We start from the raw sequence: 17,457 nt of genomic DNA, 5'->3' as shown, positions 1-17,457 counted from the left end.
CCTTCTATAAGTTCACCAGGGCATCGGGGGATGTCCGGGGGGAATTCAACATGAACAACGCTGTACGTTTTCGCTCGCCGGAGCAGTTCCGGCGTGAGGCCGTCGCTCAGGTCGCGCCGGGCCGCCCGATCCGCCGAATCGAGGTGCCGGTAACCGATCCTGCCCTGGCGCAGACCGACCATCTGCTGAGCCGCCACATGGCGGAAGAACTGGAGTTCGCCTGGCGCCAACTGAATTCGCTGGCGAACGGCATCGCCCGCGACGGCATCATGGCGGCGCGGCACGGCACGGCCGTTCCGACGCTCGATGCCGTCGGACAGCTGCTTGGCCAGCTGGCGGTCGTGCTCCGCTCGGCCAAGCCCGACAACGCCGTTGATCGCATCCCCAGCACGGAACTGCGCGCGCGACTGCAGCGCAAGGGATCGGTCGAGTAGCCGCCGCTTCCCGGCAGCAGTTGGCAAGCCGGGTCGCCTTGCCTAAGCGGGGGCATGGCCGGACGGTATTTCGACGAGTGGCAGGTCGGCGACAAAGTGGCCCATGCCCTAACCCGCACGGTCACCGAGACCGACAATCTGCTGATCTCCACCCTGACCCATAATCCCCAGCCTTTGCACCTCGACGCCGAGGCGGCAGGAGCGAGCGAGTTCGGGCGGATCCTGGTCAACAGCTGCTTCACCTTCAGCCTGACCGTCGGGGTGTCGGTCGCGGATACGACCATGGGCGTGCTGGTCGCGAACCTCGGCTTCGATGAGGTGAAGTTCCCCCACCCCGTGTTCGTTGGCGACACGCTTCGCATCGAAAGCGAGGCGGTGGCGCTGCGGGAAAGCAGGTCGCGCCCGACCGCCGGGCTGGTCACCTGGGAGCATCGTGCGGTCAACCAGCGCGGCGAGACGGTGTGCACCATGAAGCGCACCGCCTTGCTGCACCGGAAACCGGCATGATGGAGCCCCGCTCCTGGCTGTTCGTGCCCGCGGACAGCGAGCGCAAGATCGCCAAGGCGCTGGACAGCGCGGCCGATGCCCTGATCTTCGACCTGGAGGACAGCGTCGCGCCCGGCGAAAAGGTGCGGGCTCGCGAGGTGCTCAAGGGCCTCGCCAGGCGCAGCGGCGGACCGCAATGGTGGGTGCGGGTGAACCCGCTGCGCACCGACGAACACCGGCTGGACCTCGACCTGCTCGGCATTGCCGACCTCCACGGCATCGTGCTGCCGAAGGCCGAGAGCGGCGCGGACGTGGCCGAACTCGCCCACCGTACCGGCAGCATCCCCGTGCATGCCATTGTGACGGAGACCGCCGCTAGCTTGTTCGGGCTGCTCAGCTACCGCGATCCGAATTCGCCGCTGGCCGCGATGAGCTGGGGCGCGGAAGACCTCTCTGCTGCGCTCGGTGCCAGCAGCAAATATGACCAAAGTGGCGAATTCAGTTTTACCTACAAGCTTGCTCGCTCCCTGTGTCTGGCCGGCGCGGTCGCCGCGGACGTGCAGCCCGTCGACGGTGTCTTCGCCGATTTCCGCGACGAAGCCGGCCTTACCGCCGAAGCCCGCGCCGCCGCCCGCGAAGGCTTCACGGCGAAGCTCGCCATTCACCCGGCGCAGGTCGAGGCGATCAATGCGGCTTTCAGCCCCTCGTCCGAAGAATTGGCGCATGCCCAGTCTATTGTCGCCGCCTTCGCCGCACAGCCCGGCGCAGGCGTGCTCTCCGTGGGTGGAAAAATGGTCGACCGGCCACATCTCCTCCAGGCGACGCGCGTTTTGGAGCGAGCACGATAGGAGACACCCGCATGGCGACCACCGCAGAACCCCGCCCAAGCACGGCCCAGACCAGCGGCCCAACCAAGGCGCGGGGGTGGGGCACGGACGCGCCTGATCAGCCGTTGCGGCCGATGGAGGTTGAGCGGCGGGCGCTCCGCCCGGACGACGTCGCCATCGAGATCACCTACGCGGGCATCTGCCACAGCGACCTTCACACCTGTCGCAACGACTGGGGCGGGTCGAGCTACCCGGTAATCCCCGGGCACGAGATCGTCGGCACCGTCACCGCCATCGGGGACGAGGTCAGCCGGCACCGCGTCGGGGACACGGTTGCGGTCGGTTGCATGGTCGACAGCTGCATGGACTGCGACCAGTGCCTGGAAGGCTGGGAGGTCTTCTGCCGGAAGGGCTGCGTCCAGACCTACAACAGCAAGGATTATCACGACGGTAGCGTCAGCAAGGGCGGCTACACCGACCACATCGTGGTCCGTGACCACTTCGTGCTCAAGGTGCCCGACGGCATGGACGTCAGCCGGGTCGCGCCGCTGCTGTGCGCCGGGATCACCACCTATTCGCCGCTGCGCCAGTATCAGGTCGGCGAGGGCACCAAGGTCGCGGTGATCGGCCTGGGCGGTCTCGGCCACATGGGCGTGAAGCTCGCCGCGGCGATGGGCGCGCACGTGACCATGATCACCACCACGCCCAGCAAGGGCGAGGATGCGCGGGCACTCGGCGCGCACGACGTGATCATCTCCACCGACGCCGAGCAGATGAAGGCCGCGGCGACCCGCTTCGACTTCATTCTCAACACCATCCCGGTCAGCCATGAGATCGACGGCTACCTCAACCTGCTCGGTCGGTCGGGCCGGATGATCATCGTCGGCGCGCTGACCCCGATGCCGGGATTCGTTGGGGTCAACCTCATCTTCTGGAATCGCGCGGTAGGCGGGTCGGCGATCGGCGGCATTCCGGAAACCCAGGAGATGCTGGACTTCTGCGCGGCCAGGGACATCTACCCGGACGTCGAGATGATCCGGATGGACCAGGTCAACGAAGCCTACGAGCGGCTGCTCAAGAACGACATTCGCTATCGCTTCGTGATCGACATGGGGAGCATGGACTCGGCCGCATGAGCCAAGCCGTTCATCCCGTTCCGCCAAGCTTCCGGACGCGGCTCGGTCCGGATGAACTTGGCAGGCTCCAGCAGCTAGCGGGAACGGACGAAGGCGCGTTCTGGCTGGAGCAGGCCGAACGGCTTGATTGGGCCCGACAACCGACGCAAGCGGGCGATTGGTCGTTCCACCAGAACGACTTCCGAATCCGCTGGTACGCCGACGGGCAGCTCAACCTGTCGGTGAACTGCCTCGACCGGCACCTCGCCGAGCGCGGCGACCGCACCGCGCTCATCTTCGAAGGCGACGAGCCTGGCGAGGGCCGCACCCTGACCTACCGCGAGCTCACTGAGGAGACTTGCCGCTTCGCCAACCTGCTCCGCCAGCGCGGGATCGGACGCGGCGACCGGGTGATGATCTACATGCCGATGATGCCGGAGGCGGCGGCGGCGATGCTGGGCTGCGCGCGGATCGGGGCAGTGCACTCGGTGGTGTTCGGCGGCTTCTCGCCGGAGAGCCTCGCCGGCCGGATCGACGATTGCGGCGCCCGTGCGGTGATCACCGCCGACCAGGGCATCCGCGGCGGCAAGGTCATCCCGCTCAAGGCCAATGTGGACGCAGCGCTGGAGATGAGCCGCGGCATCGATACGGTGATCGTGGTCAGCCGTACCGGCGCCGAGGTGCCGATGAAGGACCGGCGCGACATCCCCTACTCGGCGATGCGCGACAGCCTGCCCACGATCTGCGAGCCCGAGCCTATGAATGCGGAGGACCCGCTGTTCATCCTCTACACCTCCGGCTCAACCGGCAAGCCCAAGGGCGTCGTCCATACCACCGGCGGCTATGCGGTCTGGGCCGCGACCACCTTCGACTGGGTGTTCGGGGCGGAGGACGGCGACATCTTCTGGTGCACCGCCGACGTCGGCTGGATCACCGGCCACAGCTACGTCGTCTACGGGCCGCTGATGAACGGCGCGACGAGCGTGATGTTCGACGGGGTGCCCAATCATCCTGACTACGGCCGGTTCTGGGAGACAATCGACCGGCTGGGCGTGACCATCTTCTACACCGCGCCTACCGCCATCCGCGCCCTAATGCGGGAGGGCGACGCGCCGGTGAAGCGCCACAGCCGGAGTTCGCTCCGCCTACTCGGGACGGTCGGCGAGCCGATCAACCCCGAGGCCTGGGAATGGTACCATCAGATCGTCGGCGACGGCCGCTGTCCGATCGTCGATACCTGGTGGCAGACCGAGACGGGCGGCATCCTGATCTCGCCCCTACCCGGCGCGACCGACCTCAAGCCGGGTTCCGCCACCAAGCCGCTGCCCGGGATCGAGCCGCTGCTGGTCGACACCGAGCACAAGGTCCTGGAGGGACCGGCGAGCGGCAACCTGTGCCTCGCCGCCTCCTGGCCGGGACAGATGCGCACCGTGTGGGGCGACCACGAGCGCTTCTTCCAGACCTACTTCACCGCCTACCCGGGCCTTTATTTCACCGGCGACGGGTGCCGCCGCGACGAGGACGGCTATTATTGGATCACCGGCCGGGTGGACGACGTGATCAACGTGTCGGGCCACCGCATCGGCACCGCCGAAGTCGAGAGCGCCATCGTCGAGCATGCCCAGGTGGCGGAGGCGGCGGTCGTCGCCGTTCCGCACGACATCAAGGGCCAGGCGATCCATGCCTTTGTGACCCTCACCGCCGGCACGGACGGTGGCGATGCGCTCAAGGGAGAGATCAACGCGGAGGTCCGCAGGCACATCGGCGCGCTTGCCATCCCGGCGCGCATCCAGTTCGCGCCCGCCCTGCCCAAGACCCGCTCGGGAAAGATCATGCGCCGCATCCTTCGCAAGATCGCGGAGGGCGAGCTCGGCAGCCTGGGCGACACCTCGACCCTGGCCGACCCCTCGGTGGTGGACCAGCTCGTCGCCGGGCGGGACGCATGATGGCGCGCGTTCCGGCGCTCGCCTGCTTGGGCCTCCTGCTGGGGTCATGCACCAGCGTGCGGCTGCCGGCTGACGGACGCGTCCAGTTCGACCCCATTCGATATTTCGCCGGCTGGAGCCACGGCACCGGCACGCTGCGGATCACCCTGTCGGCGCCCCAGCGCGTGCTGGTCGAAAGCGTCGGCACCCCACTGCCCGGCGGCGGACTTCGGCTGCGCCAGTCGGTGCAGCAAGGCGAGAAGGCCCCGCGCACCCGCGAGTGGCGGATCGTGCGGGTCGGCCCGGACCGGTACAGCGGAACGCTGACCGATGCCGCGGGACCGGTGACCATCACCACCGCCGGGCCGCGTGCGGTAATCCACTATCGCATGCCGGGCGGCATGGCGGTGAGCCAGCAGCTTGCCCTGCAGGCCGACGGACGGACCCTGCTCAACCACATGACGGTGACGAAGTGGAATGTGCGTGTGGCCCGGCTCGACGAGACCATCCGCAAGCTCGACTAGAAGTTCACGGGCGCCTGCACATAGCCGTACCAGGCGACATAGGGCTCGCCGCGTTCGTTCGTGGCTGGGCGGAACCGCACCTGCTGCTCGACGAGCCGGCAGGTCCATTGGTCGACGACCGCGTTGCCGCTCGAGCGATTGACCTTGCAGTCCGTGGCGCGGCCGTCGAGCTGCACCCGCACCGCGACAAAGGTGCGCCCACCGCGCGGCCAGGCGCGCAGCACCGCGCGCGGATAGTCGCGGCCGGTCAGCGTGGTGCTCTGGATGACCGAGGGGCTGCGCGGCGCCTGCCCGCTCCCACCGCCGCCGGTTCCGCTGCCGGCGTCACCGCTGCCGGTGCCCGTCCCCACGCCGCCGGCACCCGTCCCGGGACCCGCAATTAAAGCTGCGCCTTGTGTGGCCTCGGCGCCCCGAGCTGGAGTTTCCGAGGCGACGACCCGCGGCGCCTGCGGCAATCTCACCGCCGGCTCCGGCAGGACCACCGGAGTGGCCTGGCTGCGGATGTTGGGCGGAGCGGCCGCGCCTTCTTCCTCCGGTCGGACCTCCGCCACTTCATCAGTCCTCGCGGGGTCGGCAGGCGGCGGAGGCCGCAGCGGCTCGGGCGGAGGCGGCTCGATCACGTCGAACGTCTCGATCGGCACCGCTTGCGACGGGAGCTCGCCGACCTTGCCCGACGCGTTCAGCAGCACCAGCGCGAGCGCGCCGTGCACCAGCAGCACGGCCAGTGCTGCGCCCGTGCGATCGCGGGAGGACAGGACGGATCGTTGCATCACCGGTACAACGCCGGCCAGCCCTCACCGGCTCCCTAGCCGAAGATCCAGTCCAGGCTCATCATCACCGTCAGTCCGACCATCAGCGCGCCGGTGGCCACCCCTTCGTTGCGATCGCGGTGGGTTTCGGGAATGATCTCGCTCGACACTACCCAGATCATCGCGCCGCCGGCGAAGCCCAGGCCCCACGGCAACAATTCGGACGACAGCGTCACCGTTGAGATGCCGAGGAAGCCGCCGATCGGCTCGATCAGGCCGGTCAGCACGGCGATCAGGAAGGAGAACAGCCGGCTGTAGCCCGCCGCCGCAAGGCTGAGGGCCACGGCCAAGCCCTCCGGCACATTCTGCAGGCCGATGCCGAACGCGGTTGCGTAGCCGGCGGTGTCGTCCGGGCTGCCGAAGCTAACCCCGACCGCCAGTCCCTCGGGAAAGTTGTGCAGGGATATGGCGATCACGAATAGCCAGATGCGCGCCAGCTTGGATCGCTCCGCCCCGGACATCGGTCCGGAGGTGAAATGCTCGTGCGGAGCTACGCGGTTGAGGAAGTGCAGCGTCCCGGCCCCCAGCAGAACGGCGCTGCAGACGATCAGCGCCGCAATCGTCTTGCTCCCGCCATGCAGCTCGCCCGCGGCCTCCAGCCCGGGAATGATAAGCGAGAAGAAGGAGGCAGCCAGCATGATGCCTGCGGCGAACCCGAGGAAGGCATTCTGGGTGCGGTCGCTGATCGAGCGCATGAAGAAGACCGGCAGCGCCCCAGCCGTTGTCGCCTGCCCGGCAAGGAAGCTCGCCAGCGTTCCGGTCGCGATGAGCCCCCAATCCATGCCTGCCCGCTCATAGCGGGGGAAACGTCCGTGCCAAGCAGCTTACTGGGGGGTGACCTCCAGGCGCATGTCCAGCGCCATCTCGCCGCCGGGCTCCAGCACCTGCAGCCCCAGCTCCGCCCAGCGCTCCTCCGGCTCGTTGAGTGCGGCGTTGGCGTGCGTCACCGGCTCGGCCACGAAGATGTCGCCCGATGGCGGCGAGTAGAGCTGGAAGAAGCGGGCCCGTGGCGACGACAGGGTCAGGGCGGCCGGCCACCCCGGATCGCTCATCCGCGCACTGCCGCTCCAGCCGCCGAAGCCATGATCGAGGTTCTGCCCGCACACGGTGCGGTCCCGGAGGTCGAACCGCCCCTCCGCCGGAACCCGGTCGGTGGGCAGGACATGCTCGTCGATCTCCCACGCGGCTTCGACCTCGGTGTCGAGGCGGGTGTCGGGACCGCACGGGAAGTAGGGATGCTGCCCTAGCCCGCATGGCATCGGCCCGTCGGACAGGTTGCGGCAGAGGAGGCGCAGGCTGAGGCCGGCTTCGTCGAGCGCGAAGACCTGCAAGGCCTCGTAGCGCCACGGCCACTCACCGGCCTCGTGGACGAAGCGCAGCTCCGCATCCGCGTTCCCGTGCGCCTCGATCGACCAGTCCCCAAGCCAACCCTGTCCATGGAGTGGGCTAATGTCTCCCGCCATGTGAGGCTGCAGCACGACTTCGCGGTCGCGAAAGCGGAAGCGGCCGCCCCGGATGCGGTTCACGAACGGCACCAGCGGGAAGCTCGCCATGTCCAGAACAGATGGTCGGTCGCTGTTGCACTCGCGCAATAGTGGGATCCGCCGACTTCCAGCGCGCCGGTAGAAGCCGCGAATTGCCCCGCCAGTTGAAGGACTTAGCTCTAGTTCGAGGTGACCGGCGCTAAGCCGCAGAAGGTCGCTGCTGGTCTCCATGATGAACCCTTTCCAACAAGCGTGTTCAGTAGTTGGCAACTGCCACGGGGATAATCGCGAAATCGTCGTTGCGCCGGGAATCCACTCGGCGCAACAACCGACCCGAGGATCTGGGGAGGGACTCGAACATGCGTACTCGCGTCAAGGACTGCATCGAAATCAGCGATCATACATCGCTCGATCGCCTAATCACCACGCTGGTTGCGATCCGCGACAGCCTGCCCGAGAGCGCTGAGCCCGAGCTGAAGATGCGAGGCGACGATGTGTTCGGTCGCCGCCTGTCCATCAGCTACTTCCGCGAGCTTACCGCAGAAGAACTGGAGCTGCAGGCCAAATACAGCGGCGAGGTCGAGCGGCGCACGGGGGAGCGGCGCCGGGCGGCCTAGTTCTCGGTTGCTGCTTCAGCGGGGCCACGTGGTCACCATTCCGCGAAGCTGCCGTCGCGCTGGCGCCAGATCGGGTTGCGCCAGCGATGCCCGGCCTTGGCGGCTTCGCGCACCGCCGCCTCGTCAATCGTCACGCCCAAGCCGGGCTTCTCGGGGATCGGGAGAAATCCGTCGGTCGGGGTCAGCACCTCGGGATCGGTGACGAAGTTCAGCAAGTCGTGCCCGACATTGTAGTGGATGCCTAGGCTCATCTCCTGGATCGCGACGTTGGGCGTGCAGCCGGCCAGTTGCAGGCAGGCGGCCAGCGCCAGCGGCCCAAGCGGGCAATGCGGCGCGACTGCGATGTCGTAGGCCTCGGCCATGGCGGCGATGCGACGGCACTCGGACAAACCGCCGGCATGGCTGAGGTCGGGCTGGATGATGTCCACCGCGCCCTTTTCGAAGAAGGGCTTGAAGTCCCAGCGCGAGTAGAGCCGTTCGCCCAGTGCGATGGGCGTCGCGGTCATGTCGGCGATCTGCCGCAGCCCTTCCGGGTTCTCACTTAGCAGCGGCTCCTCGATGAACAAGAGGCCGAGCGGCTCCAGCACCTTGGCCAGCTGCTTGGCCATCGGCCGGTGCACGCGGCCGTGAAAGTCGAGCCCGACGTCCATGCCCTGTCCCTGCGCCGCCTGCACCCGGTGCACGACCTCGTCGAACAGCTTGGGCGTCCCGATCCAATCGAGCTCGGCGGTGGCGTTCATCTTGACGGCCGAAAAGCCCTGCCCGCGGCGCACGGCGGCGGCGCTCTCGATTTCGTCCGGCCGGTCGCCGCCGATCCAGGCGTAGGCGCGGACCCGGTCGCGCACCCGCCCGCCCAGCATCTCCCACGCCGGCAGGCCCACGGCCTTGCCCTTGAGGTCCCACAGCGCCTGCTCGAACCCGGCCAGCGCGCTCATCAGCACCGGCCCGCCGCGATAGAAGCCTCCACGGTAGGCGATCTGCCAAATATCCTCGATCCGCCGCCCGTCATGGCCGATGAACCGGTCGCGCAGCGCCTCAAAGGCGCCGAGCACCGCCTCCCCATGCCCTTCCAGGCTGGCCTCACCCCAGCCTGAAGCGCCGTCCGCCGTTTCCACGCAGACGAACACCCAGCGCGGCGGGACCAGAAAGGTCTCGATACGGGCGATCTTGAGTTCGGGCAGCGCCATCATGCGGCCTCCGGATTGGCGGGCTGCTGGGTAGCGAGCCGCAGCCCCTTTTGCAGGGTGTCGCCACTGCGCGGGGGCCAGCAGTCCTGCCCGGGCGGTACTATCGGCACGGCCAGGCACAGCGACTGGGCCGGCAGCACGTCGCGCCAATCCTTGATCAGCTGCTTGTAGGCGCGCCCGACGTTGCGGATGTTACGGTCGAGATCGTACAGTCCGAGCGGATTGACGTTGCCGTTCTTCTCCCGCAGCGCCGTGTCCCAGTCGACCTGATCGATCAGGCTGTACCAGGTGAAGCCGACGGTCGGGATACCGACGTTGCGCAACCTCAGCACGTTGGCCCATTCTTTCCACAGCCACTGCACCGCTTCCTGCCCGGTCTCCCCTTCGCGCAGGTTGGTCTCCGTGTGCATGATCGGCAGCCGGTAGCGGTTGTGGTACTGCCGAGTGATCTCGGAATAGCCAAACACCTCACCCGACGATTCCGTGTGCCCGTCCGCGTGTACCCGATGCTCGTTGGTCTTGTAGTAATCGTTCCCCAGAATGCAGTGCTGCTTCAACCGGTTATGCAGGAAGAAGTGGTATTCTTCCCGGGTCATGCCGTTATCCAGCAGATACTCGTACATCTCACTGTCGACACGGCGGCCGTAGTTGAGATCGAGACTGAGGAAGCGGCGGGCGTTGAGCACCTCCGCCGGACCGATGGCCGCGGGCGAGTCCGCATGGAAATACTCGGAAGACTCGGACTGGATGAAAATGGCGTCCGGACGCGCCTTCAGGATCTCCATCATCGCCAGCACATTGCCTTTGACGATATGCTTGAGCGCCGTGACGAACGCCTGATCGGTCCGCTGCTGCTCGTTCCACCAGCCGTAGCGGGCGGAAAAGGCGGCGCAGATGAACATCTCGTTCACCGGTGTATAAAGCTGGATCCAGGGATAGCGCTGCGCAAACGCCGCGGCATAGCTGGCGAACAGCTCGGCGAAGTCCGGGTTCTGGAAATTACCCATCCAATCCGGCACGCCGAAGTGGCACAGGTCGACGATCGGGGTGATCTCGCGGCGACGGAGTTCGCCCAAGGTGAGGTCCGCAAACTCCCAATCGTACCTGCCCGGGGCGAGGTACGCCTTGTGCAGCGGCGGCCCGAAGCGAAGGAACTGGATGCCGATCTCTTCAACGCAGTCGAAGTCTTCGCGCCAACGGCGATAATGGTCGCTTGCCTCCATTTGATCGACGCGGGTCTTGCCGTTGTGGATGGTCGGAATGCTGTTCTCGATCCCCGTGGCGAACATGAAGTTAGCGATGATTGCCTCCTAGCGTCGCGCGTCGGATTGTGATCCCAAGCCGCGGCCCAATACGCGGGCGCTGGACGGGGAGATAGCCACTGCCGTCATAAAAAACAGCGGAGCCATGTCGCGCCTCGTCGCTTTTGCTGCAATGAGCGCAGGCATGTGGACCAACGGCTACATCGCGGTGGACTGGGGCACCACCAACCGGCGCGGTTATCGGATCAACTCGACCGGCGAATGCGAAGGCGAGTTCGAGGACGGCAAGGGCATCACCGGCGTTCCGTCCGGCGGCTTTCCGGCAGCGGTGGCCGAGATCCGCGAGCGGCTGGGCGACTTGCCGCTGATGATGGCCGGGATGGTCGGCTCGAACCGCGGCTGGGTCGAGGCACCCTATGTGCCCTGCCCGGCCGGCCCGCAGGTACTCGCCCGCCACCTCTTCCCGATCGAGGGTGAGCGGGCCGCGATCGTGCCCGGCTTGTCCTTCACCGATGAAACCCGTGCGGATGTGATGCGCGGGGAGGAAGTGCAGTTGTTCGGCGCGGTAGCGGCCGGCCTGGTGCCGCCGGACTGCTCCGTCTGCCACCCCGGCACCCACAACAAGTGGGTCCTGCTGGAGCGCGGCGAGGTGAAGCGCTTCCGAACGGTCATGACAGGCGAGATGTTCGCCATGCTGCAGGAAAGAAGCATCCTCAGCCAGTGGATGGACGGGGAGGTCGAACCCGGAGCTGCCTTCCAGGAGGGCGTCCGCCGTGGCCTCTCGGACGACGCGCTGACGGCTGAGCTGTTCGGGGTCAGGGCAGGCGTGCTGCTTGGCCGCCTCCAGGGCGAGGACGTCCCGGCATTCACCAGCGGCCTGCTGATCGGCGCGGACGTCGCGACCGGACTGAGGCACGCGCACTACGCTGGCGAGGTTGTGGTAATGGGCCGGCCAGAGCTCACCCGCCTTTATGCTGCGGCACTGAAGGAAACTGGCCGCAACTCCCGCGAGATCGACGGGGAACAGGCCTTCCTCGCGGGCATTGGAGAGATTGTGAGGCAGATCACATGAACGCCCCCGACGAATTCCGTGAGCGCCTGTCGCGCGCCCCGCTGGTGGCGATCATCCGCGGGGTCACGCCCGACGAGGTGGAAGCGATCGGCGAGGCAATCCTGGCGGGCGGGATCGAGATCATCGAGGTCCCGCTCAACAGCCCCGAGCCGCTGGAGAGCATCCGCCGCCTCGCCGGGCGCCTGGCGGGGCGGGCACTGGTCGGGGCCGGAACCGTGCTCAACGACGGCCATGTGGGCGAGGTGGTCGAGGCCGGCGGTCGGCTGGTGGTTTCTCCCGGCACCAACACGGCCGTGATCCATGCCTCCGTGATGGCGGGCATGGTCTCCAGCCCGGGCTACTTCACCCCGTCCGAGGCCTTCACGGCGCTGGACGCCGGAGCGCATTGCCTGAAGCTGTTCCCGGCCGAGGGCGCCTCACCGACGGTGCTCAAGGGGCAGAAGGCCGTGCTGCCCCCGCACGTGCCGGTGCTGGCTGTCGGCGGGATCACGCCCGACAACATGGGGCCATGGCTCGACGCCGGCGCCAACGGGTTCGGACTGGGCGGCGGGCTCTACAAGCCCGGCCAGTCGCCCGAGGAGACCGAGGCCAAGGCCCGCGCCTATGTCGCAGGGCTGGGCCGGTGAAGCCGCTCCGCACCGCCATCATCGGCTTCGGCAAGATCGCCGCCGACCAGCATGTCCCGGCAATACAGGACAATGACCGCTTCGAACTGGCCGCCAGCGCCAGCCGCCACGGCAGCGGGCCCACGCCTCATTTCACCAGCCACACCGACCTCATCGCCCAGCTGCAGGACCTCAACTGTGCGGCGATCACCACGCCGCCCGGCCCGCGCTACGGCATCGCCCGCGACTGCATCGAGGCCGGCCTGCATTGCTTGCTGGAGAAGCCGCCAACCGCCACCCTCGGCGAGATCGAGGAGTTGCGACAGCTGGCGGACGCCAAAGGCGTTACGCTGTTCACCACTTGGCACGCCCAGCACAATCCCGCGGTGACCGCGGCCGCCGCCCTGCTCGAAGGGCAGCGCGTGGCGGAGATGCGGATCACCTGGCACGAGAGCGTGCACAAATGGCACCCCGGCCAGCAATGGATCTTCGAGGCCGGCGGGTTCGGCGTGTTCGATCCCGCGATCAACGCCTTTTCCATCGCGACCCGCATCTTCCCCGGGCCGCTGTTCGTCCGGGAGGCGAAACTGCAGGTTCCGGGGAACGCGCAGACCCCGGTGACCGCGGAGATCGGAATGGAGAGCCCCGCCTGCGAGGGCCCGATCCGCTGCAGCCTCGACTTCCTCAAGGAGGATGGCGAGGAATGGACGATCGCCATCCGCACTGCCGCCGGGCAGCAGATCGAGCTGCGCGAAGGGGGCAAGCAGCTGTTTGTCGATGGCGCGGAGCAGGCGGCCGAGGGACCCGGCGAGTATCCCGACCTCTACCGCAGCTTCGCCGACCTGATCGACTGTCGCCAGAGCCTGGTCGACGTCGAGCCGCTCCGGCTGGTGGCTGACTGCCTTCTGGTCGGCGAGCGGGCGGAGATCGCGCCGATCACCATGTGATCGTCTCCTCGGACGGGAATCTTAGCGCACGACTGGCGCCGGCTGAGCTGCGCTCGACGGCCGCTTGCCCGCCACTTCCGGCCAGCCGTCGCGCCAAACCAGCCGATCAAGCAGCATGATCCGGCGCGTGTTCATGTCGTCGGTCAGCTTGGCGCGTGGGCGGCGGCGATCGACCGCGTGGTAGAGTATCCAATCCTGCCCCGCATCGTCGCTGACTACGCTGTTGTGTCCCGGCGCGTTCCAGTGCTCGTCCGCCTCAACGACCAGGTAGAGCGGCCGCGGCCGGATCTCGAATGGCCCCGTTGCGCTGCGCGAGCGTGCCACCATGGCGGCATAGTGCGCCTTGGGCCCACAGCAGTTATCGCCCGAGTAGAACAGGTAGTAGTAATCGCCGCGGCGGATCACCCAGGCGCCCTCGACCAGCCGCTGGTACTCGGCCGGGTTCTCGGTCTTAATCACGGGAACGAGGTCGACGGGCTCGCTGCCCGGCGCGAAGGAGATGCGGTCGGGAGACAGTTCCTGCACCTTGATCGGCCCGAAGCCCGAGCCCCAGTAGAGCAGCCGCTTGCCTGTCGCGGGGTCGTCAAAGGCAAACGGATCGATGTTGATGAAGCCCTCGCCGCATTGCAGCGGCCGGCCGCTATCGACGAAAGGTCCTTGCGGCTGCCGCGCGGTCGCAACCGCCAGGCACAGGCCGCGCGCCTTGTCGGTCAACGCTACATCGGGCTTGGCCGAGTAGTAGAGGTAATAGATGCCGTTGGCCTCGCGCACGTCCGGCGCCCAGAAATCCTGGGTGCGGCTGGCCCAGCCGGGCTTGGTCGGCAGGGCATCGCCGATCATCTGCCAGCGCACCAGGTCGGCGGAACGCGCCACCTGAATGTTGCGATTGGGATCGCCGCCTTGCGTCGCATAAACGTAGAACAGGCCGTCCGCTGCCCTGATGACCGCCGGATCGGGGAAGTCGGTGTCAAGCACGGGGTTCTGGTAAGTCGCGGTGCGGGTCGCCGGCGCGACGCAGGAGGTCGCGGCAAGGCAGGCGAGCAGAAGAACAAGGAGGCGCATGGGCTATGTCTGCGGCAATGCGCAGCCCCTGGCAATGAAGGGCTTCTCACCCGCCGCCGGCAAGCCTAGCGCGCCCGCATGAGCAGCACCGACTTCCCCACCTTCATGGTTGAGCCCGTTGCCGACGGCGAGGCGACTCGATTGCACGTCAGCGCGGGCGAGAGCCGCGGGGCCTATCGCATTGAGGGCGGCGAGCAGGCCGACTATCTGGCGTTCTTCCATGACCTGGCGAGAGACTTCGGCACCCGGGTGCCGCACGCCTTCGGAGGGCCCGGGGAGCGCGGCGAACCGAAAGGCTGGAAGCCGCTGATCACGACCAACCTCAGCGACCGGACGGAGGCCGGGTACGGCGATCCGGCGGTGCTTAGGGTCGAGGGCGGCTGGCTGCTCACCGCCACCTCCAATGACGGTCTTGACGCCTTTCCGCTGGTCTTCTCGCCCGACCTCCAGAGCTGGGAGCATCGCGGCTTTGTGTTTCCCGAAGGGGAGACGCCCGACTGGGTCCTGACCGGTCACCACCGCGCCGACTTCTGGGCGCCCGAAATCCAGCAGGTCGGCACCGAATGGTGGATCGCCTACACCGCCCGCCAGCACAGCAACGCCCTGGCGATCGGCCTGGCGCGGGCCAAGGACCCGTTCGGCCCCTGGGTCGACAATGGCGAGCCGCTGATCACCGGCGGCAAGGTCCTCTACCGGGGCAGCACGGCCAGCGGCGGGGTGATCGACAGCCACATCTTCAAGGACGCGGACGGCACGCCCTACCTGTTCTGGAAGAACGACACCAATGGCTTGTGGCCGCGGCCGCTCGCCGGGCTGTTGCGCGAGCACCCTTCCCTCATCGACCTGCTGTTCGAAGCGGAGGCCGACCGGCGCACCGCCGCCTTCGCCGCCGCCGTTCAGCCCTGGGCCAACACCCGCCGGCCGATGGAGCGCTTCTTTTGGATGCAGCCGCTGATCGAGGCCGCGATCGACAACTGGCCGCGGGTGCGCGCGGCGCTGATCGACTTCGGCCAGGCCGGCGAGATCGTGGAGGCGATGCGCACCCCCATCCACGCCCGCCGCCTCGCGCCGGACGGCCGCTCGCTGATCGGCGACGAGAAGATCGTGCTCGCCAACGACCGCGACTGGGAAGGCCATCTGATCGAAGGACCCTATGTCACCTTTCAGCAAGGCCGCTACTGGCTGTTCTACGCCGGCAACGATTTCTCGACGCCCGCTTACGGGATCGGCGTCGCGGTCGCACACCATCCGCTGGGACCCTACGTCAAGCAGGACGAGCCGCTGCTGAAGTCGGCGAGCGACTGGTGGGCGCCGGGCCACGCTTCGGTCGCACCGGGCGCCGACGGCCGGCCCCAGCTGTTCTTTCATGCCTTCTTCCCCGGTCAGTGCGGCTACAAGGCTTTTCGTGCATTGCTGACGGTAGGGCTCGACTTTTCGGACGGAGGCGTGAAGCTTCGGCCGGTGTGAGTTGAGGTATCGAGGGAGAAGCAGGATGCGTTTTCGGTTGCGAAGTGCTGCAGCCGCCCTGTCGCTGACGGCCGCGGCGGCCCCGTCCGCACAAGGTCCGCTGTTCGTACCGGTGTTCGCCGAGAACTTCCCCGACCCATTCGTGCTGCCGCTGGCGAACGGCGAGTTCCTCGCCTACTCGACCAACGACGTGCAGAATGTGCCGATGGCCAGCAGCCGCGATCTGGTGAACTGGCGCTGGGTCCGCGACGTGGCGGGGCGCAAGCGGGACGCCATGCCCAAGCTGGCGCCGTGGGTGAAGGAAGGCTTCACCTGGGCGCCAGAGGTGATGAAGGTCGGCGAACGCTACATCCTCTACTATACCGCCAACCACCGCCGGCAGGACAAGCAATGCCTCGGCGCGGCGGTCTCGGCCGATGCCATGGGTCCGTTCGTGGACAACTCGGCCCAGCCGCTGGTCTGCCAATACGAGCTTGGCGGATCGATCGACGCCAACCCGTTCCGCGACCGCGACGGCAAGCTGTACCTCTACTGGAAGGCGGACGGGAACCGCATCGCCAAGCCGAGCCGCCTGTTCGGAGCGGAGCTTGCTGCCGATGGCTTGACCCTGGCGGGCGCCCCGCGCGACCTAGGGATTGACGACGACGAGGCGTGGGAGAACAAGGTGGTTGAAGCGCCGACCATGGTGCGAACGCCCGACGGTCTCGCCATGTTCTACTCGGGCGGCTTTTTCGGCTGGAACGGTCCTGAGCGGCTGTCACCCTATTCGATGGGCTACGCGATGTGCTCCGGGGCACTCGGGCCGTGCACGGAGGCGCCCGCTAACCCGATCCTGCGCAGCTTCAACCAGAAGAATATCGGCTGCCTGAGCGGGCCCGGGCACCAGCACATTTTTCAGGCGAATGGCGGCACGTTTATCAGCTTCCACGCCTGGGCCGCCACCAAGGGCTGCCGCTCGGCCGAACGCGGCCGCCAACTCTACATCGCCCCGTTCGGCTGGGAAAACGGCCGCCCCGAACTCGCGCCGAGCCTCAGGCGGGAAGAGACGAAGGTGGGTGAGCGAGGCTGAGGCACGTGCCCTTGTCTGCCCGCTGAGCCAGATAGGAGCCCGAGCTGCTGCCCGGGCTCCGCATACTCGCTCTGCAAATCAGAGACGTGCCCGAATGCCCAGCGAGTAGACCCGCTCCTCGTAGCGTACGTCACGCGGGAAGGTCGCGCCGTCGATGGTACCGCGGTAGTTCCTGAACGGCTTGCCAAGGATGTTGGAAACGTCCGCGGCCAGGGTGAGATTGTCGGTAAGCGTATAGCTGAGCGACCCGTCTAGGCGCGATACGCCCTTGGTGAACTCGCCCACGGTAGCTTGGGGTTCGTTGTTGAAGAACTGGATATAGCGGGAACGGTAGTTGTACGCGAGCCGCGCGGTGAGCGGTCCCTGCTCGTAAAAGCCGACCAAGTTGTACGACCACTTCGATACGTCGGGAAATTCGACATCGGATTGATCGACGAAGTTGGGCGGCGCATCCAGCCGATTGTCGATGTAAGTCACGTTGAGCTCGGTTCCGAACGCCCGCGCCCATTCCGGCACGAAGTCGAAGTCGAAGAAGCTTCGGAACTGTGCTTCCGCCCCCTGAAGG

General features: G+C 67.2%; 19 protein-coding genes. 12 read left to right on the top strand and 7 right to left on the bottom strand.

Annotated features, from left to right (window positions below; all coding sequences use genetic code 11):
• Positions 1–50: 50 nt before the first annotated feature.
• The 6 genes from QZX62_RS02720 to QZX62_RS02695 are packed head-to-tail and all read left to right on the top strand — an operon-like array spanning position 51 to position 5,311.
• Positions 51–434 (top strand): hypothetical protein, encoded by a 384-nt coding sequence (locus QZX62_RS02720; RefSeq protein ID WP_294171950.1) that lies wholly within the window; start codon positions 51–53, stop codon positions 432–434.
• 54 nt (positions 435–488) lie between these two features.
• Entirely contained in the window at positions 489–941 is a 453-nt protein-coding gene (locus QZX62_RS02715; protein WP_294171949.1) for a MaoC family dehydratase, read from the top strand.
• The gene (locus QZX62_RS02710; RefSeq protein WP_294171948.1) at positions 938–1,768 is read left to right on the top strand and encodes a CoA ester lyase; all 831 of its coding nucleotides are present in this window, start codon (positions 938–940) and stop codon (positions 1,766–1,768) included. The genes QZX62_RS02715 and QZX62_RS02710 overlap by 4 nt, the downstream gene beginning before the upstream one ends.
• Positions 1,769–1,779: 11 nt before the next feature.
• The gene (locus QZX62_RS02705; protein ID WP_294171947.1) at positions 1,780–2,883 is read left to right on the top strand and encodes an NAD(P)-dependent alcohol dehydrogenase; all 1,104 of its coding nucleotides are present in this window, start codon (positions 1,780–1,782) and stop codon (positions 2,881–2,883) included.
• On the top strand, positions 2,880–4,808 hold the full coding sequence (acs, locus tag QZX62_RS02700; RefSeq protein WP_294171946.1) for an acetate--CoA ligase: 1,929 nt from the start codon (positions 2,880–2,882) through the stop codon (positions 4,806–4,808). Before QZX62_RS02705 ends, acs begins: the two co-directional genes overlap by 4 nt.
• A complete protein-coding gene (locus QZX62_RS02695) occupies positions 4,805–5,311 on the top strand; it encodes a DUF3833 family protein (RefSeq protein WP_294171945.1) in 507 nt (168 codons plus the stop codon). Before acs ends, QZX62_RS02695 begins: the two co-directional genes overlap by 4 nt.
• Here QZX62_RS02695 and QZX62_RS02690 read toward each other — a convergent pair.
• Genes QZX62_RS02690 through QZX62_RS02680 form a run of 3 tightly spaced genes read right to left on the bottom strand, consistent with a single transcriptional unit; the run spans position 5,308 to position 7,835 of the window.
• A complete protein-coding gene (locus QZX62_RS02690; RefSeq protein WP_294172013.1) occupies positions 5,308–6,081 on the bottom strand; it encodes a TonB family protein in 774 nt (257 codons plus the stop codon). The genes QZX62_RS02695 and QZX62_RS02690 overlap by 4 nt on opposite strands.
• Positions 6,082–6,116: 35 nt before the next feature.
• Positions 6,117–6,902, bottom strand: a complete 786-nt coding sequence (locus QZX62_RS02685) for a ZIP family metal transporter (RefSeq protein ID WP_294171944.1) — start codon at positions 6,900–6,902, stop codon at positions 6,117–6,119.
• A 42-nt stretch (positions 6,903–6,944) separates the two neighbouring features.
• Complete coding sequence (locus tag QZX62_RS02680) at positions 6,945–7,835, bottom strand: aldose 1-epimerase (protein ID WP_294171943.1); 891 nt, start codon at positions 7,833–7,835, stop codon at positions 6,945–6,947.
• Positions 7,836–7,963: 128 nt separating this feature from the next.
• On the opposite strand from QZX62_RS02680, the gene QZX62_RS02675 reads away from it, so the two are divergent.
• Positions 7,964–8,221 (top strand): hypothetical protein, encoded by a 258-nt coding sequence (locus QZX62_RS02675; protein ID WP_294171942.1) that lies wholly within the window; start codon positions 7,964–7,966, stop codon positions 8,219–8,221.
• Positions 8,222–8,253: 32 nt separating this feature from the next.
• Here the strand turns inward: QZX62_RS02675 and dgoD are convergent, their stop codons facing one another.
• Entirely contained in the window at positions 8,254–9,408 is a 1,155-nt protein-coding gene (gene dgoD, locus QZX62_RS02670) for a galactonate dehydratase (RefSeq protein WP_366926176.1), read from the bottom strand.
• Positions 9,408–10,697: a family 1 glycosylhydrolase gene (locus QZX62_RS02665; protein ID WP_294171940.1), complete on the bottom strand. Its 1,290-nt coding sequence runs from the start codon at positions 10,695–10,697 to the stop codon at positions 9,408–9,410. Before QZX62_RS02665 ends, dgoD begins: the two co-directional genes overlap by 1 nt.
• A gap of 145 nt (positions 10,698–10,842) precedes the next feature.
• On the opposite strand from QZX62_RS02665, the gene QZX62_RS02660 reads away from it, so the two are divergent.
• The 3 genes from QZX62_RS02660 to QZX62_RS02650 are packed head-to-tail and all read left to right on the top strand — an operon-like array spanning position 10,843 to position 13,294.
• Entirely contained in the window at positions 10,843–11,742 is a 900-nt protein-coding gene (locus QZX62_RS02660; protein WP_294171938.1) for a 2-dehydro-3-deoxygalactonokinase, read from the top strand.
• Positions 11,739–12,368: a 2-dehydro-3-deoxy-6-phosphogalactonate aldolase gene (locus tag QZX62_RS02655; protein ID WP_294171937.1), complete on the top strand. Its 630-nt coding sequence runs from the start codon at positions 11,739–11,741 to the stop codon at positions 12,366–12,368. The genes QZX62_RS02660 and QZX62_RS02655 overlap by 4 nt, the downstream gene beginning before the upstream one ends.
• A complete protein-coding gene (locus QZX62_RS02650) occupies positions 12,365–13,294 on the top strand; it encodes a Gfo/Idh/MocA family oxidoreductase (protein ID WP_294171936.1) in 930 nt (309 codons plus the stop codon). Before QZX62_RS02655 ends, QZX62_RS02650 begins: the two co-directional genes overlap by 4 nt.
• Before the next feature lie 21 nt (positions 13,295–13,315).
• Here QZX62_RS02650 and QZX62_RS02645 read toward each other — a convergent pair whose 3' ends face one another.
• Positions 13,316–14,356: a glycoside hydrolase family 43 protein gene (locus tag QZX62_RS02645; protein WP_294171935.1), complete on the bottom strand. Its 1,041-nt coding sequence runs from the start codon at positions 14,354–14,356 to the stop codon at positions 13,316–13,318.
• A gap of 78 nt (positions 14,357–14,434) precedes the next feature.
• Between QZX62_RS02645 and QZX62_RS02640 the strand changes: the two genes are divergently transcribed.
• Both QZX62_RS02640 and QZX62_RS02635 read left to right on the top strand, forming a co-directional pair.
• Positions 14,435–15,823 (top strand): family 43 glycosylhydrolase, encoded by a 1,389-nt coding sequence (locus QZX62_RS02640; protein ID WP_294171934.1) that lies wholly within the window; start codon positions 14,435–14,437, stop codon positions 15,821–15,823.
• Positions 15,824–15,848: 25 nt separating this feature from the next.
• Complete coding sequence (locus tag QZX62_RS02635; protein ID WP_294171933.1) at positions 15,849–16,892, top strand: glycoside hydrolase family 43 protein; 1,044 nt, start codon at positions 15,849–15,851, stop codon at positions 16,890–16,892.
• A 78-nt stretch (positions 16,893–16,970) separates the two neighbouring features.
• Here the strand turns inward: QZX62_RS02635 and QZX62_RS02630 are convergent.
• A partial coding sequence (locus QZX62_RS02630) for a TonB-dependent receptor (protein ID WP_294171932.1) occupies positions 16,971–17,457 on the bottom strand: 487 nt, incomplete at its 5' end.

It is taken from the genome of uncultured Sphingomonas sp. (genome assembly GCF_902806265.1).
Taxonomy (GTDB): domain Bacteria; phylum Pseudomonadota; class Alphaproteobacteria; order Sphingomonadales; family Sphingomonadaceae; genus Sphingomicrobium.
The sequence above is the reverse complement of the archived record's forward strand: the minus strand, read 5'-3'. Positions and strand labels throughout refer to the sequence as shown.

Excerpts from the sequence above, each read along its gene's own strand:
- QZX62_RS02665 (WP_294171940.1), bottom strand. The coding sequence starts at position 10,697 with ATGTTCGCCACGGGGATCGAGAACAGCATTCCGACCATCCACAACGGC.
- QZX62_RS02635 (WP_294171933.1), top strand. The coding sequence starts at position 15,849 with ATGCGTTTTCGGTTGCGAAGTGCTGCAGCCGCCCTGTCGCTGACGGCC.
- QZX62_RS02690 (WP_294172013.1), bottom strand. The coding sequence starts at position 6,081 with ATGCAACGATCCGTCCTGTCCTCCCGCGATCGCACGGGCGCAGCACTG.
- QZX62_RS02675 (WP_294171942.1), top strand. The coding sequence starts at position 7,964 with ATGCGTACTCGCGTCAAGGACTGCATCGAAATCAGCGATCATACATCG.
- QZX62_RS02720 (WP_294171950.1), top strand. The coding sequence starts at position 51 with ATGAACAACGCTGTACGTTTTCGCTCGCCGGAGCAGTTCCGGCGTGAG.
- QZX62_RS02640 (WP_294171934.1), top strand. The coding sequence starts at position 14,435 with ATGAGCAGCACCGACTTCCCCACCTTCATGGTTGAGCCCGTTGCCGAC.
- QZX62_RS02705 (WP_294171947.1), top strand. The coding sequence starts at position 1,780 with ATGGCGACCACCGCAGAACCCCGCCCAAGCACGGCCCAGACCAGCGGC.
- QZX62_RS02660 (WP_294171938.1), top strand. The coding sequence starts at position 10,843 with ATGAGCGCAGGCATGTGGACCAACGGCTACATCGCGGTGGACTGGGGC.
- QZX62_RS02715 (WP_294171949.1), top strand. The coding sequence starts at position 489 with ATGGCCGGACGGTATTTCGACGAGTGGCAGGTCGGCGACAAAGTGGCC.
- QZX62_RS02645 (WP_294171935.1), bottom strand. The coding sequence starts at position 14,356 with ATGCGCCTCCTTGTTCTTCTGCTCGCCTGCCTTGCCGCGACCTCCTGC.
- acs (WP_294171946.1), top strand. The coding sequence starts at position 2,880 with ATGAGCCAAGCCGTTCATCCCGTTCCGCCAAGCTTCCGGACGCGGCTC.
- QZX62_RS02680 (WP_294171943.1), bottom strand. The coding sequence starts at position 7,835 with ATGGAGACCAGCAGCGACCTTCTGCGGCTTAGCGCCGGTCACCTCGAA.
- QZX62_RS02655 (WP_294171937.1), top strand. The coding sequence starts at position 11,739 with ATGAACGCCCCCGACGAATTCCGTGAGCGCCTGTCGCGCGCCCCGCTG.
- QZX62_RS02710 (WP_294171948.1), top strand. The coding sequence starts at position 938 with ATGATGGAGCCCCGCTCCTGGCTGTTCGTGCCCGCGGACAGCGAGCGC.
- dgoD (WP_366926176.1), bottom strand. The coding sequence starts at position 9,408 with ATGGCGCTGCCCGAACTCAAGATCGCCCGTATCGAGACCTTTCTGGTC.
- QZX62_RS02695 (WP_294171945.1), top strand. The coding sequence starts at position 4,805 with ATGATGGCGCGCGTTCCGGCGCTCGCCTGCTTGGGCCTCCTGCTGGGG.
- QZX62_RS02685 (WP_294171944.1), bottom strand. The coding sequence starts at position 6,902 with ATGGATTGGGGGCTCATCGCGACCGGAACGCTGGCGAGCTTCCTTGCC.